This is a genomic window from Pseudomonas machongensis, from assembly GCF_034961125.1.
Classification (GTDB): Bacteria; Pseudomonadota; Gammaproteobacteria; order Pseudomonadales; family Pseudomonadaceae; genus Aquipseudomonas; species Aquipseudomonas machongensis.
Map to the genome: position 1 here is coordinate 1 of NZ_JAYFUI010000087.1, position 16,555 is coordinate 16,555.

Annotated in this window: 15 protein-coding genes; all 15 read right to left on the minus strand. The window is 63.8% G+C overall.

What is annotated here, in order from left to right; translation table 11 throughout:
* Positions 1 to 381, minus strand: a 381-nt coding sequence (locus tag VA602_RS09285) for a transposase (RefSeq protein ID WP_323453072.1), incomplete at its 3' end; no start/stop codon positions are given.
* A gap of 120 nt (positions 382 to 501) precedes the next feature.
* Positions 502 to 1,275 carry an SDR family oxidoreductase gene (locus VA602_RS09290; RefSeq protein ID WP_323453073.1) on the minus strand — a complete coding sequence of 258 codons (774 nt, stop codon included), beginning with the start codon at positions 1,273 to 1,275 and terminating at the stop codon, positions 502 to 504.
* Positions 1,272 to 2,483, minus strand: coding sequence for an O-succinylhomoserine sulfhydrylase (locus VA602_RS09295; protein ID WP_112897765.1), 1,212 nt, complete (start codon positions 2,481 to 2,483; stop codon positions 1,272 to 1,274). Before VA602_RS09295 ends, VA602_RS09290 begins: the two co-directional genes overlap by 4 nt.
* A gap of 25 nt (positions 2,484 to 2,508) precedes the next feature.
* Positions 2,509 to 4,014: an amidophosphoribosyltransferase gene (purF, locus tag VA602_RS09300; protein ID WP_054893109.1), complete on the minus strand. Its 1,506-nt coding sequence runs from the start codon at positions 4,012 to 4,014 to the stop codon at positions 2,509 to 2,511.
* A 42-nt stretch (positions 4,015 to 4,056) separates the two neighbouring features.
* Positions 4,057 to 4,611 (minus strand): CvpA family protein, encoded by a 555-nt coding sequence (locus tag VA602_RS09305; RefSeq protein ID WP_054893108.1) that lies wholly within the window; start codon positions 4,609 to 4,611, stop codon positions 4,057 to 4,059.
* A gap of 195 nt (positions 4,612 to 4,806) precedes the next feature.
* A complete protein-coding gene (locus VA602_RS09310; protein ID WP_323453074.1) occupies positions 4,807 to 5,490 on the minus strand; it encodes an SPOR domain-containing protein in 684 nt (227 codons plus the stop codon).
* Positions 5,474 to 6,781, minus strand: coding sequence for a bifunctional tetrahydrofolate synthase/dihydrofolate synthase (gene folC, locus VA602_RS09315; RefSeq protein WP_054893106.1), 1,308 nt, complete (start codon positions 6,779 to 6,781; stop codon positions 5,474 to 5,476). The genes VA602_RS09310 and folC overlap by 17 nt, the downstream gene beginning before the upstream one ends.
* On the minus strand, positions 6,781 to 7,674 hold the full coding sequence (gene accD / locus VA602_RS09320; protein ID WP_323453075.1) for an acetyl-CoA carboxylase, carboxyltransferase subunit beta: 894 nt from the start codon (positions 7,672 to 7,674) through the stop codon (positions 6,781 to 6,783). Before accD ends, folC begins: the two co-directional genes overlap by 1 nt.
* A gap of 252 nt (positions 7,675 to 7,926) precedes the next feature.
* Positions 7,927 to 8,547 carry a phosphoribosylanthranilate isomerase gene (locus VA602_RS09325; protein WP_323453076.1) on the minus strand — a complete coding sequence of 207 codons (621 nt, stop codon included), beginning with the start codon at positions 8,545 to 8,547 and terminating at the stop codon, positions 7,927 to 7,929.
* A gap of 60 nt (positions 8,548 to 8,607) precedes the next feature.
* Complete coding sequence (gene truA, locus VA602_RS09330) at positions 8,608 to 9,462, minus strand: tRNA pseudouridine(38-40) synthase TruA (RefSeq protein ID WP_054893103.1); 855 nt, start codon at positions 9,460 to 9,462, stop codon at positions 8,608 to 8,610.
* A gap of 95 nt (positions 9,463 to 9,557) precedes the next feature.
* Positions 9,558 to 12,215 (minus strand): FimV/HubP family polar landmark protein, encoded by a 2,658-nt coding sequence (locus VA602_RS09335; protein WP_323453077.1) that lies wholly within the window; start codon positions 12,213 to 12,215, stop codon positions 9,558 to 9,560.
* Positions 12,216 to 12,287: 72 nt separating this feature from the next.
* Positions 12,288 to 13,292, minus strand: a complete 1,005-nt coding sequence (locus VA602_RS09340; protein ID WP_323453078.1) for an aspartate-semialdehyde dehydrogenase — start codon at positions 13,290 to 13,292, stop codon at positions 12,288 to 12,290.
* 108 nt (positions 13,293 to 13,400) lie between these two features.
* Positions 13,401 to 14,513, minus strand: a complete 1,113-nt coding sequence (asd, locus tag VA602_RS09345) for an aspartate-semialdehyde dehydrogenase (protein WP_054893100.1) — start codon at positions 14,511 to 14,513, stop codon at positions 13,401 to 13,403.
* A 64-nt stretch (positions 14,514 to 14,577) separates the two neighbouring features.
* Complete coding sequence (leuB, locus tag VA602_RS09350; protein ID WP_063543861.1) at positions 14,578 to 15,660, minus strand: 3-isopropylmalate dehydrogenase; 1,083 nt, start codon at positions 15,658 to 15,660, stop codon at positions 14,578 to 14,580.
* A gap of 52 nt (positions 15,661 to 15,712) precedes the next feature.
* Positions 15,713 to 16,477, minus strand: coding sequence for a class I SAM-dependent methyltransferase (locus VA602_RS09355; RefSeq protein ID WP_112897761.1), 765 nt, complete (start codon positions 16,475 to 16,477; stop codon positions 15,713 to 15,715).
* Positions 16,478 to 16,555 lie beyond the last annotated feature (78 nt).

Here is a 16,555-nt window from a genome sequence, read left to right on the forward strand (position 1 = left end):
GAACTGCACAAAGGCACGGCATGTCGCGACGAACGCAGCTTTGTTGTTCTTGCGGAAGTCGGCGATGGTTTTGAAGTCGGGTTTGAGCCGGTTGATCAGCCACATCACTTCGATGTTGCGCTGGCATTCGGCTTCCAGGCGCCGGGACGAGCGAATGCGCTGGAAATAACCATAAAGGTAGAGCTTTAGCTGATCGGCGGGGTCGTACGCGGGGCGCCCGGTGGCCTTGGGCTGAGTTTTCTCAAAGCCGAGCTGACCCAGATCAAGCTTGGCGACATACAGGTCGATGACCCGTACGAGGTGATCTTCCGGGATCAATTCCTCCAGCGAGACCGGGAACAAGCTGGTCTGGCTGCGGGACTCTCCTTGTATGTAGGCCATAACGAAGAATGCTCCGTATCTTTCGATACGGAGCATTCTCTTAAAGGGCGGGGCAGATTGCTAGGTTTTCACACAGTCTGTTGTCGGCTCCTTTTGCTTTGCACAGCGGCAAGTGGCGCGTCAGCTGTAGATCATCTTGCGGCTCATGCCGCCATCGACCACAAATTCCTGGCCGGTGACGAATCCGGCCTGACGCGACAACAGCCAGGCCACCAGTGCCGCAACATCCTCCACCGTCCCTACCCTGCCCGTTGGATGCTGGGCGTGGTCGGCTTCGGTGAGGGGTTCGGCGCGGCGCTGGGACGGATCGCGGGCGTCGACCCAACCAGGGCTGACGGCGTTGACCCGGATCTCCGGCCCCAGGCTCATGGCCAGGGCGTGGGTCAGTGCCAGCAGCCCGCCCTTGCTTGCGGCATAGGCCTCGGTGTCCGGCTCCGACTGACGTGCACGTGTGGAGGCCAGGTTAACGATCGCCCCGCCATGCGCGCGCAGGTAAGGCGCACAGTGCTTGGCCAACAGCATCGGGCCACTGAGGTTGACCGCCAATACACGATTCCATTGCGCAAGGCTCAAGCTCTCGAGCGTATGGTTGTGCGGGTTGGCGATGGCCGCGTTGCACACCAGCGCATCCAGACGCCCAAATTGGCCCAGCACCTGGGCCACACCAGCGCTGACCTGGGCCTCGTCGGAGACGTCCATGGCGATGAACCAGGCGTTGCTGCCCAGGGTCTTGGCAACCTTGGCACCGCGCTGGCGGTCCAGGTCACTCAACACCACCTGCCAACCTTCGCAGATCAGCCAGGCGGCGATGCCCAGGCCGATGCCGCGGGCGGCACCGGTTACCAAGGCCACCCGACCGTTATGGTCTGGCTCGCCACCTGCCCAGTCGATCACAGCGCTGCCAACCCACGCGCCAGATCGGCCTGCAGGTCGGCGACGTCCTCAAGCCCCACCGCAACGCGAATCAGGCTGTCACGGATGCCGGCCGCCTCACGCTCCTGCGGGCTCAGACGACCGTGGGAGGTGGTCGCCGGATGGGCGATGGTGGTCTTGCTGTCACCCAGGTTCGTGGTGATCGAAATCACCCGAGTGGCGTCGATAAAGCGCCAGGCGCCCTCTTTGCCACCCTTGACCTCGAAGCTGACCACCGCGCCGAAGCCACTCATCTGGCGCTTGGCCAGTTCGTGTTGCGGATGGCTTGGCAGGCCGGCGTAATGCACCTTTTCCACACCTTCCTGCTGCTCCAGCCATTCAGCCAAGGCCTGCGCGCTCTCGCAGTGCGCACGCATGCGCAGCTTGAGGGTCTCCAGGCCCTTGGTGAAAATCCAGGCGTTGAACGGGCTGAGGGTCGGCCCCGCGGTACGCAAGAAGCCCACCACTTCCTTCATCTGCTCGGCACGACCGGCAACCACGCCGCCCATGCTGCGGCCCTGGCCGTCGATGAACTTGGTCGCGGAGTGGAAGACGATATCGGCCCCCTGCTTGAGCGGTTGCTGCAGCGCCGGCGTGCTGAAGCAGTTGTCCACTACCAGCATCGCGCCACCGGCGTGGGCGATTTCGGCCAGTGCGCCGATATCCACCAACTCCGCCAGCGGGTTGGACGGCGACTCGACGATCAGCAGCTTGGTGTTGGCCTTGATGGCGTTCTTCCAACCACCAAGATCGACCAGCGGCACATAGTCCACCTGCACACCGAAGCGCTTGAAATACTTCTCGAAGAGGCTGATGGTCGAGCCGAACACGCTCTGCGACACCAGCACGTGGTCGCCAGCGCTGCACAGCGACATGACCACGGCGAGAATCGCCGCCATGCCGGTGGACGTCGCCACGGCCTGCTCCGCACCTTCCATGGCCGCCAGGCGTTCCTCGAAGGCACGCACGGTCGGGTTGGTGTAGCGTGAGTAAACGTTGCCCGGCGTTTCACCGGCAAAACGCGCAGCCGCATCGGCGGCCGTGCGGAAGACATAGCTGGAGGTCAGAAACAGCGCTTCGCTGTGCTCGCCCTCGGGCGTACGGTGCTGACCGGCACGCACTGCCAGGGTGTCGAAACCGACACCTTCCAGGTCGCTGTCCAGCCGTCCGGCATCCCATTGATCCGTCATGCCGTTACTCCTAAAAAGCCCAAAGTCAGTTGTTGTACAGGTCGATGATCGCGCTGACAGCCTGGGTCTTGACCTTGGCCGCATCGTTGCGAGCCTGTTCGATACGGTCCAGGTAGGCATCGTCGATGTCGCCGGTAACGTATTCACCGTTGAACACCGCGCAATCGAAGTGCTCGATCTTGATCTTGCCGCCACCGACCGATTCGATCAGGTCCGGCAGGTCCTGATAGATCAGCCAGTCGGCGCCGATCAACTCGGCCACCTGTTCGGTGGTACGGTTGTGGGCGATCAGTTCGTGAGCGCTCGGCATGTCGATGCCGTAGACGTTGGGGTAACGCACAGCCGGCGCCGCGGAGCAGAAGTAGACGTTCTTCGCGCCGGCTTCACGGGCCATCTGGATGATCTGCTTGCAGGTGGTGCCGCGTACGATCGAGTCATCCACCAGCATCACGTTCTTGCCGCGGAATTCCAGCTCGATGGCATTGAGCTTCTGGCGTACCGATTTCTTGCGCGCGGCCTGGCCGGGCATGATGAAGGTACGGCCGATGTAGCGGTTCTTGACGAAGCCTTCGCGGAACTTCACACCCAGGTGGTTGGCCAGCTCCAGGGCCGCGGTGCGGCTGGTGTCCGGGATCGGGATGACCACGTCGATGTCGTGCTCCGGGCGCTCGCGGCGAATCTTCTCGGCCAGCTTCTCGCCCATGCGCAGACGCGCCTTGTACACCGAGACACCATCCATGATCGAGTCAGGACGAGCCAGGTAAACATGCTCGAAGATGCAGGGCTGCAGTTTCGGGTTGTTGGCACACTGCTTGGTGTACATCTGCCCTTCTTCGGTGATGTACACGGCCTCGCCTGGCGCCAGGTCACGGATCAGGGTGAAGCCGAGGACGTCCAGGGCAACGCTTTCGGAGGCGATCATGTACTCGACGCCTTCGTCGGTGTGGCGCTGGCCGAACACCACCGGACGAATGCCGTTGGGGTCACGGAAGCCGACGATGCCGTAGCCGGTGATCATCGCCACCACCGCATAGCCACCGACACAGCGGCTGTGCACATGGGAGACCGCCGCGAACACGTCCTCCTCGGTCGGCTGCAGCTTGCCGCGTACGGCCAGCTCATGGGCGAACACGTTGAGCAGCACTTCCGAGTCGGAATTGGTGTTTACGTGACGCAGGTCGGACTCGTAGATCTCCTTGGCCAACTGTTCGACGTTGGTCAGGTTGCCGTTGTGCGCCAGGGTGATGCCATACGGCGAGTTGACGTAGAACGGCTGAGCCTCGGCCGAGGTGGAGCTGCCCGCGGTCGGGTAGCGCACGTGGCCGATGCCCATGTGGCCGACCAGGCGCTGCATGTGGCGCTGCTGGAAGACGTCGCGCACCAGGCCATTATCCTTGCGCAGGAACAACCGGCCGTCATGGCTGGTCACGATACCGGCAGCGTCCTGGCCGCGGTGCTGGAGGACCGTTAGCGCGTCATACAGCGCCTGATTGACGTTCGACTTACCGACGATACCGACGATGCCACACATGCGACGCAACCCCTACTTTGACGAAACTTGAGTGAAAAGCGCTCAGGGCCGGGATGGACCGAGCAGCTGTTCCTTGAACGGAAGATCAACTGGAGAGCTGATCCCACTGGACATCCACTGACCGGCGAAACCGAGAATCAGGTTCTTCGACCAGTCAGCGACCAATAGAAATTGTGGTATCAGGCGTGATTCCTGCCACCACGGATCCTGTTGCACCGGGCCCAGGCTGAGCAAGCCGACGGCCACCACCACCAGCAAGGCCCCGCGCGCGGCGCCGAACACCATGCCGAGGAAACGATCGGTGCCGGACAGCCCGGTCACGCGGATCAGCTCGCCGACGAGGAAGTTGATCATCGCCCCCACCAGCAGGGTGGCGACGAAAAGAATGGTACACCCGGCGATGATCCGTGCCGAGGGTGTCTGGATATAGCTCTCCAGGTACTGCGACAGCGACCCGCCGAACATCCAGGCAACCGCGCCGGCAATGATCCAGATGAGCAAGGACAAGGCTTCCTTGACGAAGCCGCGCTTGAGACTGATCAGTGAGGAAACGGCGACGACCGCAATGATCGCCCAATCAACCCAGGTAAATGCCACGGTGCTGCCTGCAGACGTTTGAGGCGGCGCATTTTAACAGAGCGGAGGGCTTGGGGTAAGCGGAATGTCAGGTCGTTGAAGGCCTGCAGCTTGACTTTCAGGACAACTTTGCAGCGCTCGCGAAGGCTGGAATCGAACGAAAAACGGCCCTGCCCGACCGGCGTCAATGCGCTGGTCTGGCAGGGCCGCTCGGATTCAGCCTCGTTCCGGCTGGAAACGAACCACGATACCCTTGAGATTCTGCTGGCGGTTGATCACATCACGCAGGCGCTCGGCTTCGGCACGCTCGATCAGTGGGCCGACGAACACCCGGTTCATGCCGTCAGCCGACCGGATATAGGCGTTGTAGCCCTGGCTGCGCAGCGTCTTTTGCAGGTTATCGGCCCCAGCGCGATTGGACAGGCTGGCCAGCTGGATCGACCAGCTCACCGGCAGGCCGTTGGCGTCGATCTTCGACGCTGTCGCCGGCTTGCTTGCACTGGCAGTGGCAGCAGGTGCGGGAGTGGCAGGCGGCACCGGGCGCGCTTCAGCTTTAGCGGCAGGTGCTGGGGCTGGCGACTTGGCCACCGGCACTTGGGCGACCTGCGCAGGTGACGGCGTGATCGGCTGGGTTGGCGCGCTGACCGGTGCAGTGGACTCGTCGACCACCACTGGCGGTTGCTCCGAGGGATCAGGCAGCGACTGAGGCTCCGGCACCTGCACAGGCTCCACCTTGACGTCGGGCAGGCTTGGCATGGCCGGCGCCTGGGGCGCCTCGACGCGCACCTGGCGCATCTCGTCCTCGCGGGTGAACAGCATCGGCAGGAAGATCACCGCCAGCGCCACCAGCACCAGCGCACCGACCATGCGCTGCTTCATCCCTTTATCCAGCACTGCCATCTACTCCATCCTCCGGGACCTGCCGCTCGAGCCATTCCAGGGCTTGGCCGACGCAGAAAAACGAACCGAACAGCAAGATCTGATCATCCGCCGTTGCCTGTGCACACTGCCCTTCTAGGGCAGCGGCGACACTGGCATAAGACTTCACCGTAGCACCTTGGTTCGTCAAGGCAGTGGCCAGTTCGGCAGCCGCACGACTGCGCGGGGTATCCAGGGGGGCTACCGCCCAGTCGTCGACCAGGCCCTGCAGTGGCGCGATCACGCCTTCCAGGTCCTTGTCGGCGAGCAGGCCGAACACCGCCAACCGACGCCCCTTCAACGGACGCGCGGCCAGGCGGCGAGCTAGATACTCCGCGGCATGCGGGTTGTGCCCGACATCCAGCAGCAGCTCCACCGCCTTGCCCTGCCAGGTCAACTGGCGACGGTCCAGGCGACCGGTAATGCGGGTATCGAGCAACGCCCGGCGAACCTGCTCGGCTTGCCACGGCAAGCCCATCAGCAGGTAGGCCTGCAGTGCCAGGGCAGCGTTTTCCATGGGCAGGTCGAGCAGCGGCAGGTCATGCAGCGCCACCGGCTGACCGTCGGTCGTGGTGCCACGCCAGCTCCAGCGGCCTTCGGCGCTGTCCAGGTCGAACTCACGGCCACGCAGGAAAAGCGGCGCAGCCAGTTCGGCGGCCTTGTCCAGCAGTGGCTGCGGTGGGTCCAGGTCGCCACATAGCGCCGGCTTGCCCGCACGGAAGATGCCAGCCTTCTCGAAGGCCACCCGTTCACGGGTATCACCCAGGTAATCGACATGGTCGACACCGATGCTGGTCACCAGCGCCATGTCGGCGTCCACCACGTTCACGGTGTCCAGACGGCCACCAAGGCCCACTTCGAGCACCACGGCATCGAGCTGCGACTGTTGGAACAGCCAGAAGGCCGCCAATGTACCCATCTCGAAGTAGGTGAGGGAAATCTCGCCCCGCGCCGCCTCGACGGCGGCGAAGGCTTCGCACAGACGCTCATCGCTGGCTTCGACGCCATCGATCAGCACCCGCTCGTTGTAACGCAACAGGTGCGGCGAGCTGTACACGCCGACCTTCAAGCCCTGAGCACGCAGCAACGAGGCGATGAACGCACAGGTCGAACCCTTGCCGTTGGTGCCGGTGACCGTCACCACCCTCGGCGCCAGCCGACCGAGCGCGAGGCGCGCCAGCACCTGCTGTGAACGCTCCAGGCCCATGTCGATGGCCGAAGGGTGCAACTGCTCGAGGTATGCGAGCCACTCGCCCAGGGTACGCTGGCTCATCACGCGACGACGGCCGCTTCTTTTGCCTGCTCGGGAGTCGGTTGGCCGGTCATCTGTGCCAGCAGGCGGGCCAGGCGTGGACGCAGCTCATGACGGGAGATGATCAGGTCGATGGCACCATGCTCCAGCAGGAACTCGCTGCGCTGGAAGCCTTCCGGCAGTTTTTCGCGCACGGTCTGCTCGATCACACGCGGGCCGGCGAAGCCGATCAGCGCCTTCGGTTCACCGACGATGACATCACCCAGCATCGCAAGACTGGCGGACACACCACCATAGACCGGGTCGGTCAGTACCGAGATGAACGGGATGCCTTCTTCACGCAGGCGCGCCAGCACCGCCGAGGTCTTGGCCATCTGCATCAGCGAGATCAGCGCTTCCTGCATGCGCGCACCGCCGGAGGCGGAGAAACAGATCATCGGGCAACGGTTTTCCAGGGCGTAGTTGGCTGCGCGCACGAAGCGCTCGCCGACGATGGCACCCATCGAACCACCCATGAAGGAGAACTCGAAGGCGCTGACCACGATCGGCATGCCCATGAGGGTGCCGCTGACCGAGACCAGCGCGTCCTTCTCGCCGGTCTGCTTCTGTGCAGCGGTCAGGCGATCCTTGTACTTCTTGCCATCACGGAACTTCAGGCGATCGATCGGTTCCAGGTCAGCGCCCAGCTCGGCGCGGCCTTCGACATCGAGGAAGATGTCGATACGCTCACGGGCGCCTATACGCATGTGATGGTTGCACTTGGGGCAGACGTCGAGTGTTTTTTCCAGCTCCGGACGATACAGCACGGCTTCGCACGCCGGGCACTTGTGCCACAGGCCTTCCGGCACCGAGCTCTTCTTCACCTCGGAACGCATGATCGAAGGGATCAGTTTGTCTACCAACCAGTTGCTCATGCTCTATTCTCCCGTTTTGGCCGGTGGCGGGCTTGCTGTCGCCTGCCCTGCCCCGACCCTTGAGCTCAAATTCGTGTTCTAAACGACGATGGACCGGTCACAGGGACCACCCGCGCACCACTCCACCTTCAACCTGTACGCCGACGCCCCTGGCGTCGCGTGTTCTGATGACCAGCCCCACGGGACCAGCCGGGCAGCACCGGGCTGCGATAGCTATGGACGATGGCACGCCGCCAACCGTCACATCCGCCGTCACGCCGCGCGGACCGCGCGCATGAAGGCTTCGATCTTGCTGGCATCCTTGATGCCCTTGGCCTGCTCGACGCCGCCACTGACGTCCACCGCATAGGGGTTGACCTGGGCGATGGCCTGACCGACGTTGTCCGCCGACAACCCACCCGCGAGGATGATCGGCTTGCTCAAGCGCGCCGGCACCAGCGACCAATCGAAGGCTTCGCCAGTCCCCCCCGGCACACCAGCCACGTAGGTGTCCAGGAGAATGCCACGGGCGCCGGAGTACTGCTGGCAGGCAGCCTCGAGATCATCCCCGGGGCGCACTCGCAGGGCCTTGATCCATGGGCGGTGATAGCCTTCGCAATCGGCGGGGGTTTCGTCGCCGTGGAACTGTAGCAGGTCCAGTGGAACCACCTCGAGGATCTCGTTCAGCTCACAGCGTGACGCGTTGACGAACAGCCCCACCGTGGTCACGAAGGGCGGCAACTGCTCGACGATCGCCCGCGCCTGGCGCACATCCACCGCGCGCGGGCTCTTGGCATAGAAGACGAAGCCAATGGCATCGGCACCGGCCTCGACGGCGGCCAGCGCGTCTTCGATGCGGGTAATCCCGCAGATCTTGGTGCGGACGTTGCTCATGGACGACGAACCTTGAGTGATCGGTGAAAGGCCGGATGTTAGCAAATGACGTTTCGCCCGTCAGTCTGCCAACGCCTCGTAGCCGGTAAGAAAGTGTGGGCCGATGTAACGCTGCGGCAGGGCGAACTCCTCCGGATACTCCACCTGCACCAGGTACAGGCCATAAGGATGCGCCGTCACACCCCCCTCCCGACGGTTGCGCCCCTCCAGCACCTCGCGGGCCCATTGCACAGGGCGCTCGCCGGCACCGATGGTCATCAGCACACCGGCGATATTGCGCACCATGTGATGCAGGAAAGCCGTGGCGCGCACGTCGAGGACGATCATCCGACCATGGCGGGTAACGCGCAGGTGGTGGATATGCTTGATCGGCGACTTGGCCTGGCATTGGCTGGCCCGGAATGCGCTGAAGTCGTGGGTGCCGAGCAGGTATTCGGCGGCCTCGGCCATCGCCGCGACATCCAGCGGGCGGTGATTCCAGGTTACCTCTTCGGCCAGGTGCGCCGGACGGATCGGATCGTTGTAGATGACGTAGCGGTAACGCCGGGCAGTGGCCTTGAACCGCGCATGGAAGTGCGCCGGCATCGTCCGTGCCCAGGCCACGCTGATGTCATGGGGCAGGTTGAAGTTGGTGCCCAGGGTCCAGGCACGTTCGTCACGCACGGCGCGGGTATCGAAGTGCACCACCTGGCCGCAGCCGTGAACGCCAGCGTCGGTGCGCCCGGCGCACATCACACTGATCGGCGAGTCGGCGACCTTCGACAATGCCTGCTCGAGCGCCTGCTGGACACTGGGCACACCGCTGGCCTGGCGTTGCCAGCCGCGGTAGCGCGAACCTTTGTATTCCACGCCCAGGGCGATGCGCGAGTACCCTTCGGCCGCCGATTCGGCCGCGTCGATGTCGTTGATGTCCAAGAAAGCCAAACCTGTGGATGAAACGAAAAGGCGGCCATTATAACGACAACGGCAGCCCACAGGGCTGCCGTTGTCCGATCAGGGCAAGCTACGCGTCAGACCAGACGCGACAGCATGTCCTGCGCCTCCTGGCGCTGGCCGTCGTCGCCATCCTTGACCACCTCGTCGAGGATATCGCGGGCGCCCTGGTGATCACCCATGTCGATGTAGGCCCGAGCCAGGTCGAGTTTGGTCGCCACTTCGTCGGTGCCGGAGAAGAAGTCGAAGTCCAGGTCATCCAGGGCTCCGGGCTCGAGCGCCGCATCCTCGGCAGTGAAGTGTGGCTCCAACGACGGCGATGCCAGGCTCTGCGACAACTTGTCGAGCTCGGCGTTGACGTCACTGAGTTCCGAGGCGAAGTGCTTGTCGGCTGGCGATTCGTCGTCCAGCGACAACGACAGGTCGAAGTCGTCCGGCAGCTCGAGTTCGGAAATCGGATCGAATTCCGGAATCTCGTCGAATGCCGCCAGCTCGGCGGCGACATCCACGGGCGCCTCCGGCTCGGCAGCAGGCGGCGCGGCTACGGCCGGCTCACCGACATCCAGATCGAAGTCCGCCAGATCATCCAGGCTTTGTGGCTCGGATTGCGCTTGAGCCTGGGCCAGCAATGCCTCGAAATCGTCGTCGGCATCGCTCTCGACGACCGGCTCGGCCTGCACCGCCGGCTCAACCACGACCTCGGGCGCTTGCGTCGCGTCAGGTGCATCCAGCACCGGGGCATCGAGCGAGTCGTCAAGCGCGAGGTCATCGTCCAGACTCAGGTCGAACGCACTGTCCAGATCGTCCGTGGCCGTGACGGGCACCTCATCGAGATCTGGCACGCTGTCCAGCACAGGCTCTGACTGGGGCGCCGCGGCCACCGCTTCGTCGACAACCGGCTCGGGCTCTGCGACAGGTGCCGCCTCGTGTTCCTGGAGCAGCTCCTGCACATACTGCTCGTCCATCTCCGCAGCCAGCGCAGCCGCGCCGAGCCCTGCCGCCGCAACCCCTAGCATGGCCGGATAACGTTGCTTGAGCCCCTCGACTTCGCCCTGGTTCTCAGGTGTGCCGGGCAACTGGCGCTCCTGGCCGACGAACGCGTCCTGATCGCCTTGGCGAGCGTAGACTTCCATCAACTTCAGGCGCAGATCGCTGCGCTGCGGCTCGGCAGCCACCACCGGTTCCAGCAGAGTAGCTGCGTGATTCAAGCGCCCCTTGGCGACGCTCTCGTCGACCTCGGCCAATAGCGCCGCGTGCGGATCGGCATCAGCCGGCGCACTGGCAACGACTGGCTTTTCCGCCGCCGTCGCGGCTGCAGCGGAGGCCGCCACCACGGCAGGCGACAAGGTCACGCTCGGCGCCGAAACATCCAGTCCATCGAAGCTGCTGGGTGGCAGGTCCAGATCAGGACCGCGCTCACCTTCCTCGGCCAAGGCTCGGGCCATGCGCAGGTGCTTCTCAGCCTCCTGCTGGGCCTTGCGCTTGCGCGCCAGAAGGAGCAACAGCAGCAGCAACACGAGGAAGGCCGAGCCCGCCAATAGCGCCAGCAACAGCGGATTGCCCAGCAGTTCGTCGAGTGCACTCGGTGGCTGCTCCGGCGCCGCCGCTGCTTGCGGCGCAGTATCCGCTGCTGCAGGCGGCGGCGTGACCGCAGGTTCGGCAGGGGCCAACTGGGCGTTGACCACCGGCTCGACGGGCGGCGTCGCGGCTACAGGTGCTGCAGGCTCGGCGGCCCCTTGCGCCTCGAGCCGCGCCAACTGGTCGTTCTTCAATTCGATCAGACGCTGCAGCTTGTCCAGCTGGCTCTGCAGGTCTGTCATCCGGCTCTTGAGTTCTTCGTTGTCGCGGCGGCTGGTATCCAGGCTTTCCTGGGCCACGGCCAGCTTGTCGCTCAGCGCCTTGGCGCTGTCGGCGCCCGTCTGCGTGCCGGGCGCAACCAGCCGCAGGTTATCGCCCTGGGCGATACGTGCAGGCGCGGCTTCGGCAGCACCCCGACGGGTGGCGTCCAACTGTCGCGCACGCGGCCCCAGGCGCCGACCTTCGCGCCAGGCGGCGTACTGCTCGGAAACCTCGCGGATCGCCTCACCCTGGGCAATGCTGCGGATCTGCTGCTCGTCTGGAAGGCGCAGGACCTGACCGGTCTTGAGCTGGTTGATGTTATTGCCGATGAAGGCATCGGGGTTCAAGGCCTGGATCGCCAACATGGTCTGCTGGATCGAACCGCCGTGGGTGTTGCGTGCAGCGATCTGCCAGAGCGTGTCGCGCTGGCGAGTCGTGTAGCTGGCAGCGCTCACTGCCGGGCTGATGGCGCCCTGGGCAGGCTTGGCGCTGGCCTGCTGCGGCTGGTCGAGCGCCACGTTGTAGTCACGCAACAGCCGCCCTTGGGGCCACATCACCTGAACCAGGAACTTGACCACCGGCTCCGGCAGCGGCTTGCTGGATGTCACACGCAACACGCTGCGACCGTTGGGATTGATCACCGGCGTGAACGTCAGGTCTTCCAGATAAGCAGGCAGCGTCACCCCTGCCTTGGCGAACTCCTCGGGAGGGGCCAGGCTTGGCGCCACTTCAGCGGCGGTGAGGTCGCGCACATCGAGCAACTCGATCTCGGCATCCAGCGGCTGGTTCTGCGCCGACTTGAGGGTCAACTCCCCCAGGCCAAGGGCATTGGCCATGCCGGACGACAGCGCCGAGGCGGCCGCGATGGCCAGAACCAGTTTGCGAATTCGAAGCATGACCTCTTCCCTTGTATGAATCGTCCTAAAAACCTGCCAGTGGTGTAGGACAAAATTGCTGGCCAGTATCTTTTACGCCATTTTTTTTATCAACAATTGCGCCAATTGTACGGCGTTGAGCGCCGCACCCTTGCGCACGTTGTCGGTGGTCAGCCACAAGTTGAGCTGCTGATCCTCGTCGACGCCATGGCGTACACGACCAACATAGACCACGTCTTGCCCCACTGCGTCGCCGACGGGTGTCGGATAATCGTCATTTTCCACACGCTCGACGCTGGCAGCGGCGTCCAGCGCCTGGTTGACCGATTGCAGATCGACCGACTGGCGACTCTGCACCGTCACACTGAAGCTATCGCCGAAAAACACCGGGACTTGAACGCAGCTCACGGAAATCTTCAGCTCAGGCAACCCCAGCAGCACGCGCAGCTCGCTGACCAGGCGACGCTCCAGGGCTGCATGCCCCTGCTCATCGGTGGTCCCCACCTGCGCCAACAGGTTGAACGCCACCTGGCGATCAAAGAAACGCGGCTCCAACGGGCGGGCGTTGAGCAACTCGGCCGTCTGCCGCGCCAACTCGTTCACCGCCTCGCGCCCCTGGGACGAAACGGCCAGGCAAGCCATTACCTGGACCCGCTCGATATCCAGCAACGCCTTGAGCGGCGCCAGCGCAACGGCCAGCGCGACAGCGGCGCTGCTTGGGCTGGCCAGCAAGGCTGGCAATGCAAGGCTGTCGACGGCCTCGCCATTGGCCTCTGGCACCAGCGCCAGCGCGTCATCCAGCCCGCCCGACAGGTCGATCACCGAGCAGCCGGCCTCACGCGCCTTCTGCGCAAAGCTGCGGCTGACTGCAGCACCGGCGGCGAAGAACGCCAGCTTGGCCTGGGCGAAGTCGAAGCTGTCCACTTCACGCACTCGCACCTTCTTGCCAGCAAACATCACACTGCTGCCGGCAGATTCCATACTGGCCAGCAGGTGCAGGGTCGCGACCGGGAACTCCAGCTCCTCGAGAATCTGCACGAGGGTCTCACCGACACTTCCGGTGGCGCCGACGACGGCGATATCTAGGGGTTGGCTCATGGTTTGGCTCCTTCTGCGGGTACGGCGGGAGCGGCACTTTACTTGATTGCCGCACAAACAAAAAACCCGCGCTGTCTCCAGCGCGGGTTTTCGATCAACTTGAGGCGATCAACGCTCCAGCAGAATCCGCAACATGCGGCGCAGCGGCTCGGCAGCGCCCCACAGCAACTGGTCGCCGACCGTGAAGGCACCCAGGTACTGGGACCCCATGTTCAGCTTGCGCAGACGACCGACCGGAATGTTCAGGGTACCGGTCACGTTGGTAGGACTCAGTTCCTGCATGCTGATCTCACGCTGATTCGGCACCAGCTTAACCCATGGGTTGTGCTGGCTGATCATGCCTTCGATATCGGCGATCGGCACATCCTTGTTCAGCTTGATGGTAAGCGCCTGGCTGTGGCAGCGCATGGCGCCGATACGTACGCAGATGCCATCGACCGGGATCGGGCTCTTGAAGCGGCCAAGGATCTTGTTGGTCTCGGCCTGAGCCTTCCACTCTTCGCGGCTCTGCCCGTTCGGCAGTTCCTTGTCGATCCACGGGATCAGGCTGCCAGCCAGCGGCACGCCGAAGTTTTCAGTCGGGTAGGCTTCGCTGCGCATGGCTTCGGCAACCTTGCGGTCGATGTCGAGGATCGCGCTGGCCGGGTTGGCCAGATCGTCGGCCACCGCAGCATGGGTTGCCCCCATCTGCTTGATCAGCTCGCGCATGTTCTGCGCACCGGCACCAGAGGCCGCCTGGTAAGTCATGGCGCTCATCCACTCGACCAGGCCAGCTTCGAACAGCCCACCCAGGCCCATCAGCATCAGGCTGACGGTGCAGTTGCCGCCAATGTAGTTCTTGGTGCCGGCGTCCAGCTGCTGGTCGATGACCTTGCGGTTGACCGGGTCGAGGATGATGACTGCATCATCCTGCATACGCAGGGACGAGGCAGCGTCGATCCAGTAACCCTGCCAGCCGGCTTCACGCAGCTTGGGGAAGACCTCGTTGGTGTAGTCGCCGCCCTGGCAGGTCAGGATTACGTCGAGGGTCTTGAGCTCTTCGATCGAATAAGCGTCCTTGAGCGGAGCAATATCCTTGCCCACGTTCGGGCCTTGGCCACCCACGTTGGAGGTGGTGAAGAACACCGGCTCGATAAGGTCGAAGTCCTGCTCCTCCAGCATCCGCTGCATGAGCACGGAACCGACCATACCGCGCCAACCGATCAGACCTACACGTTTCATCGCAACTACACCTTTGCTAAAAAGTGGGCCGCCACCGAAGGGAAACGATGGCGGGCCAGAGAGATTACAGATTCCGCAGCGCTGCGACTACTGCGTCGCCCATTTCCTGCGTACCGACCTTGGTGCAACCGGCCGACCAGATGTCACCGGTGCGCAGACCCTGATCCAGCACCAGGCTCACAGCCTGCTCGATCGCCTCGGCAGCGGCCTGCTGGTTGAAGCTGTAACGCAGCATCATCGATACGGAGAGGATGGTCGCCAGCGGGTTGGCGATACCTTGGCCTGCGATGTCAGGCGCCGAACCGTGGCAAGGCTCGTACATGCCCTTGTTGTCGGCATCCAGCGAAGCAGAAGGCAGCATGCCGATGGAACCGGTCAGCATGGAAGCCTCATCCGACAGAATGTCACCGAACATGTTGTCGGTCACCACCACGTCGAACTGCTTGGGTGCGCGCACCAGTTGCATCGCGGCGTTGTCGACGTACATGTGGCTCAGCTCGACGTCCGGGTAGTCCTTGGCGACGTCTTCGACCACTTCGCGCCACAGCTGGCTGGAGGCCAGGACGTTGGCCTTGTCCACCGAGCACAGTTTCTTGCCGCGCACGCGGGCCATGTCGAAGCCCACGCGGGCGATACGGCGCACTTCACTCTCGCTGTAGGGCAGCGTGTCATAGGCTTGGCGCTCGCCACCTTCGAGCTCGCGCTGGCCACGCGGAGCACCAAAGTAGATGCCGCCGGTCAGCTCGCGGACGATGAGGATGTCCAGCCCGGAGACGATCTCGGGCTTGAGCGACGAAGCGTCAGCCAGTTGCGGATAGAGGATCGCCGGACGCAGGTTGGCAAACAGGCCCAGTTGCGCACGAATCTTCAGCAGACCGCGCTCAGGACGGATATCACGCTCGATCTTGTCCCACTTCGGCCCGCCGACGGCGCCGAGCAGGACGGCATCGGCCTTGCGCGCGCGCTCCAGGGTTTCGTCAGCCAGCGGTACGCCGTGCTTGTCGATGGCCGCACCACCGATCACGTCGTGCTCCAGGGCGAAGTCCAGGCCGAACTTGTCGTTGGCCAGCTCCAGCACCTTGACCGCCTCGGCCATGATTTCCGGACCGATGCCATCACCTGGGAGAATCAGAATCTGCTTGCTCATGCTTTCCTCTATTCATTCAAACAGCGCGGCTCGGTCAGCCACGCCGGAAACTCTATCGCTCGGCCCACAGCACCAGGACATCCGTGCTGAAGGAGCCATCAGCCTCGATCTGGTAATACTGCCGCACTTCCTCGCCCATCGCCTGCTGCAGCTGGCGAATGGCCACACGCATCGGTTCGGGAGTACGCATGCGCTCCACCCAGGATGCGAACTCCAGGCGCAGGCGCTGGCGGCTATGGCTGCGCGTGAACAGCCCTGCCTCGCTGACCTGACGCTGCCACTGGGCAGCAGAATAATCGCGTACATGGCTGGTGTCGCGCAGCACTTCGACACTTTGCAAGTAGGTGTCGAGCAACGGGCTGCCCGGCGACATGACATCGACGAACGCCGCCACGCCACCCGGCTTGAGCACCCGACGCACTTCACGCAGTGCTAGGCCCAGGTCGCTCCAGTGGTGTGCCGAGTAACGGCTGAAGACGAATTCGAACGACGCGTCGGCGAACGGCAGACGCTCGGCGGCGCCGCGCTCGGTGACGATATTGGCCAGCCCACGCTCGCTGGCGGCCTTGGCAACCACGTCAAGCATCGACTGGGAAAGATCGTATGCCACGACTTGGGCCACCAATGGCGCCACGTGAAAACTGACATGACCGGCGCCACAGCCCAGGTCCAGCACGCGAGCAGCGCCCTGCCCTTGCAGCTCGGCCTGCAGCAGGGCGAACTCGCTGCCCTGGGCATGCACGGTGCTGCTGAGGTAGGCGCTGGCCTGCTCGCCGAACTGACGCTGGACTACTTCGGTGTGGCTGGTACCCGTCATGATTGAATCCTTTTGGTTTTATTGCCTGTACCGGCCTCTTCGCGGGCTTGCCCGCGAAGAGGCCGGTACTGTCACCTA

What these genes read in the sequence shown, in the direction of transcription:
- VA602_RS09295 (WP_112897765.1), bottom strand. Translation starts at nt 2,483, where the DNA reads ATGACGGATCAATGGGATGCCGGACGGCTGGACAGCGACCTGGAAGGT.
- purF (WP_054893109.1), bottom strand. Translation starts at nt 4,014, where the DNA reads ATGTGTGGCATCGTCGGTATCGTCGGTAAGTCGAACGTCAATCAGGCG.
- VA602_RS09310 (WP_323453074.1), bottom strand. Translation starts at nt 5,490, where the DNA reads ATGGCAGTGCTGGATAAAGGGATGAAGCAGCGCATGGTCGGTGCGCTG.
- folC (WP_054893106.1), bottom strand. Translation starts at nt 6,781, where the DNA reads ATGAGCCAGCGTACCCTGGGCGAGTGGCTCGCATACCTCGAGCAGTTG.
- accD (WP_323453075.1), bottom strand. Translation starts at nt 7,674, where the DNA reads ATGAGCAACTGGTTGGTAGACAAACTGATCCCTTCGATCATGCGTTCC.
- VA602_RS09325 (WP_323453076.1), bottom strand. Translation starts at nt 8,547, where the DNA reads ATGAGCAACGTCCGCACCAAGATCTGCGGGATTACCCGCATCGAAGAC.
- VA602_RS09335 (WP_323453077.1), bottom strand. Translation starts at nt 12,215, where the DNA reads ATGCTTCGAATTCGCAAACTGGTTCTGGCCATCGCGGCCGCCTCGGCG.
- VA602_RS09340 (WP_323453078.1), bottom strand. Translation starts at nt 13,292, where the DNA reads ATGAGCCAACCCCTAGATATCGCCGTCGTCGGCGCCACCGGAAGTGTC.
- asd (WP_054893100.1), bottom strand. Translation starts at nt 14,513, where the DNA reads ATGAAACGTGTAGGTCTGATCGGTTGGCGCGGTATGGTCGGTTCCGTG.
- leuB (WP_063543861.1), bottom strand. Translation starts at nt 15,660, where the DNA reads ATGAGCAAGCAGATTCTGATTCTCCCAGGTGATGGCATCGGTCCGGAA.
- VA602_RS09355 (WP_112897761.1), bottom strand. Translation starts at nt 16,477, where the DNA reads ATGACGGGTACCAGCCACACCGAAGTAGTCCAGCGTCAGTTCGGCGAG.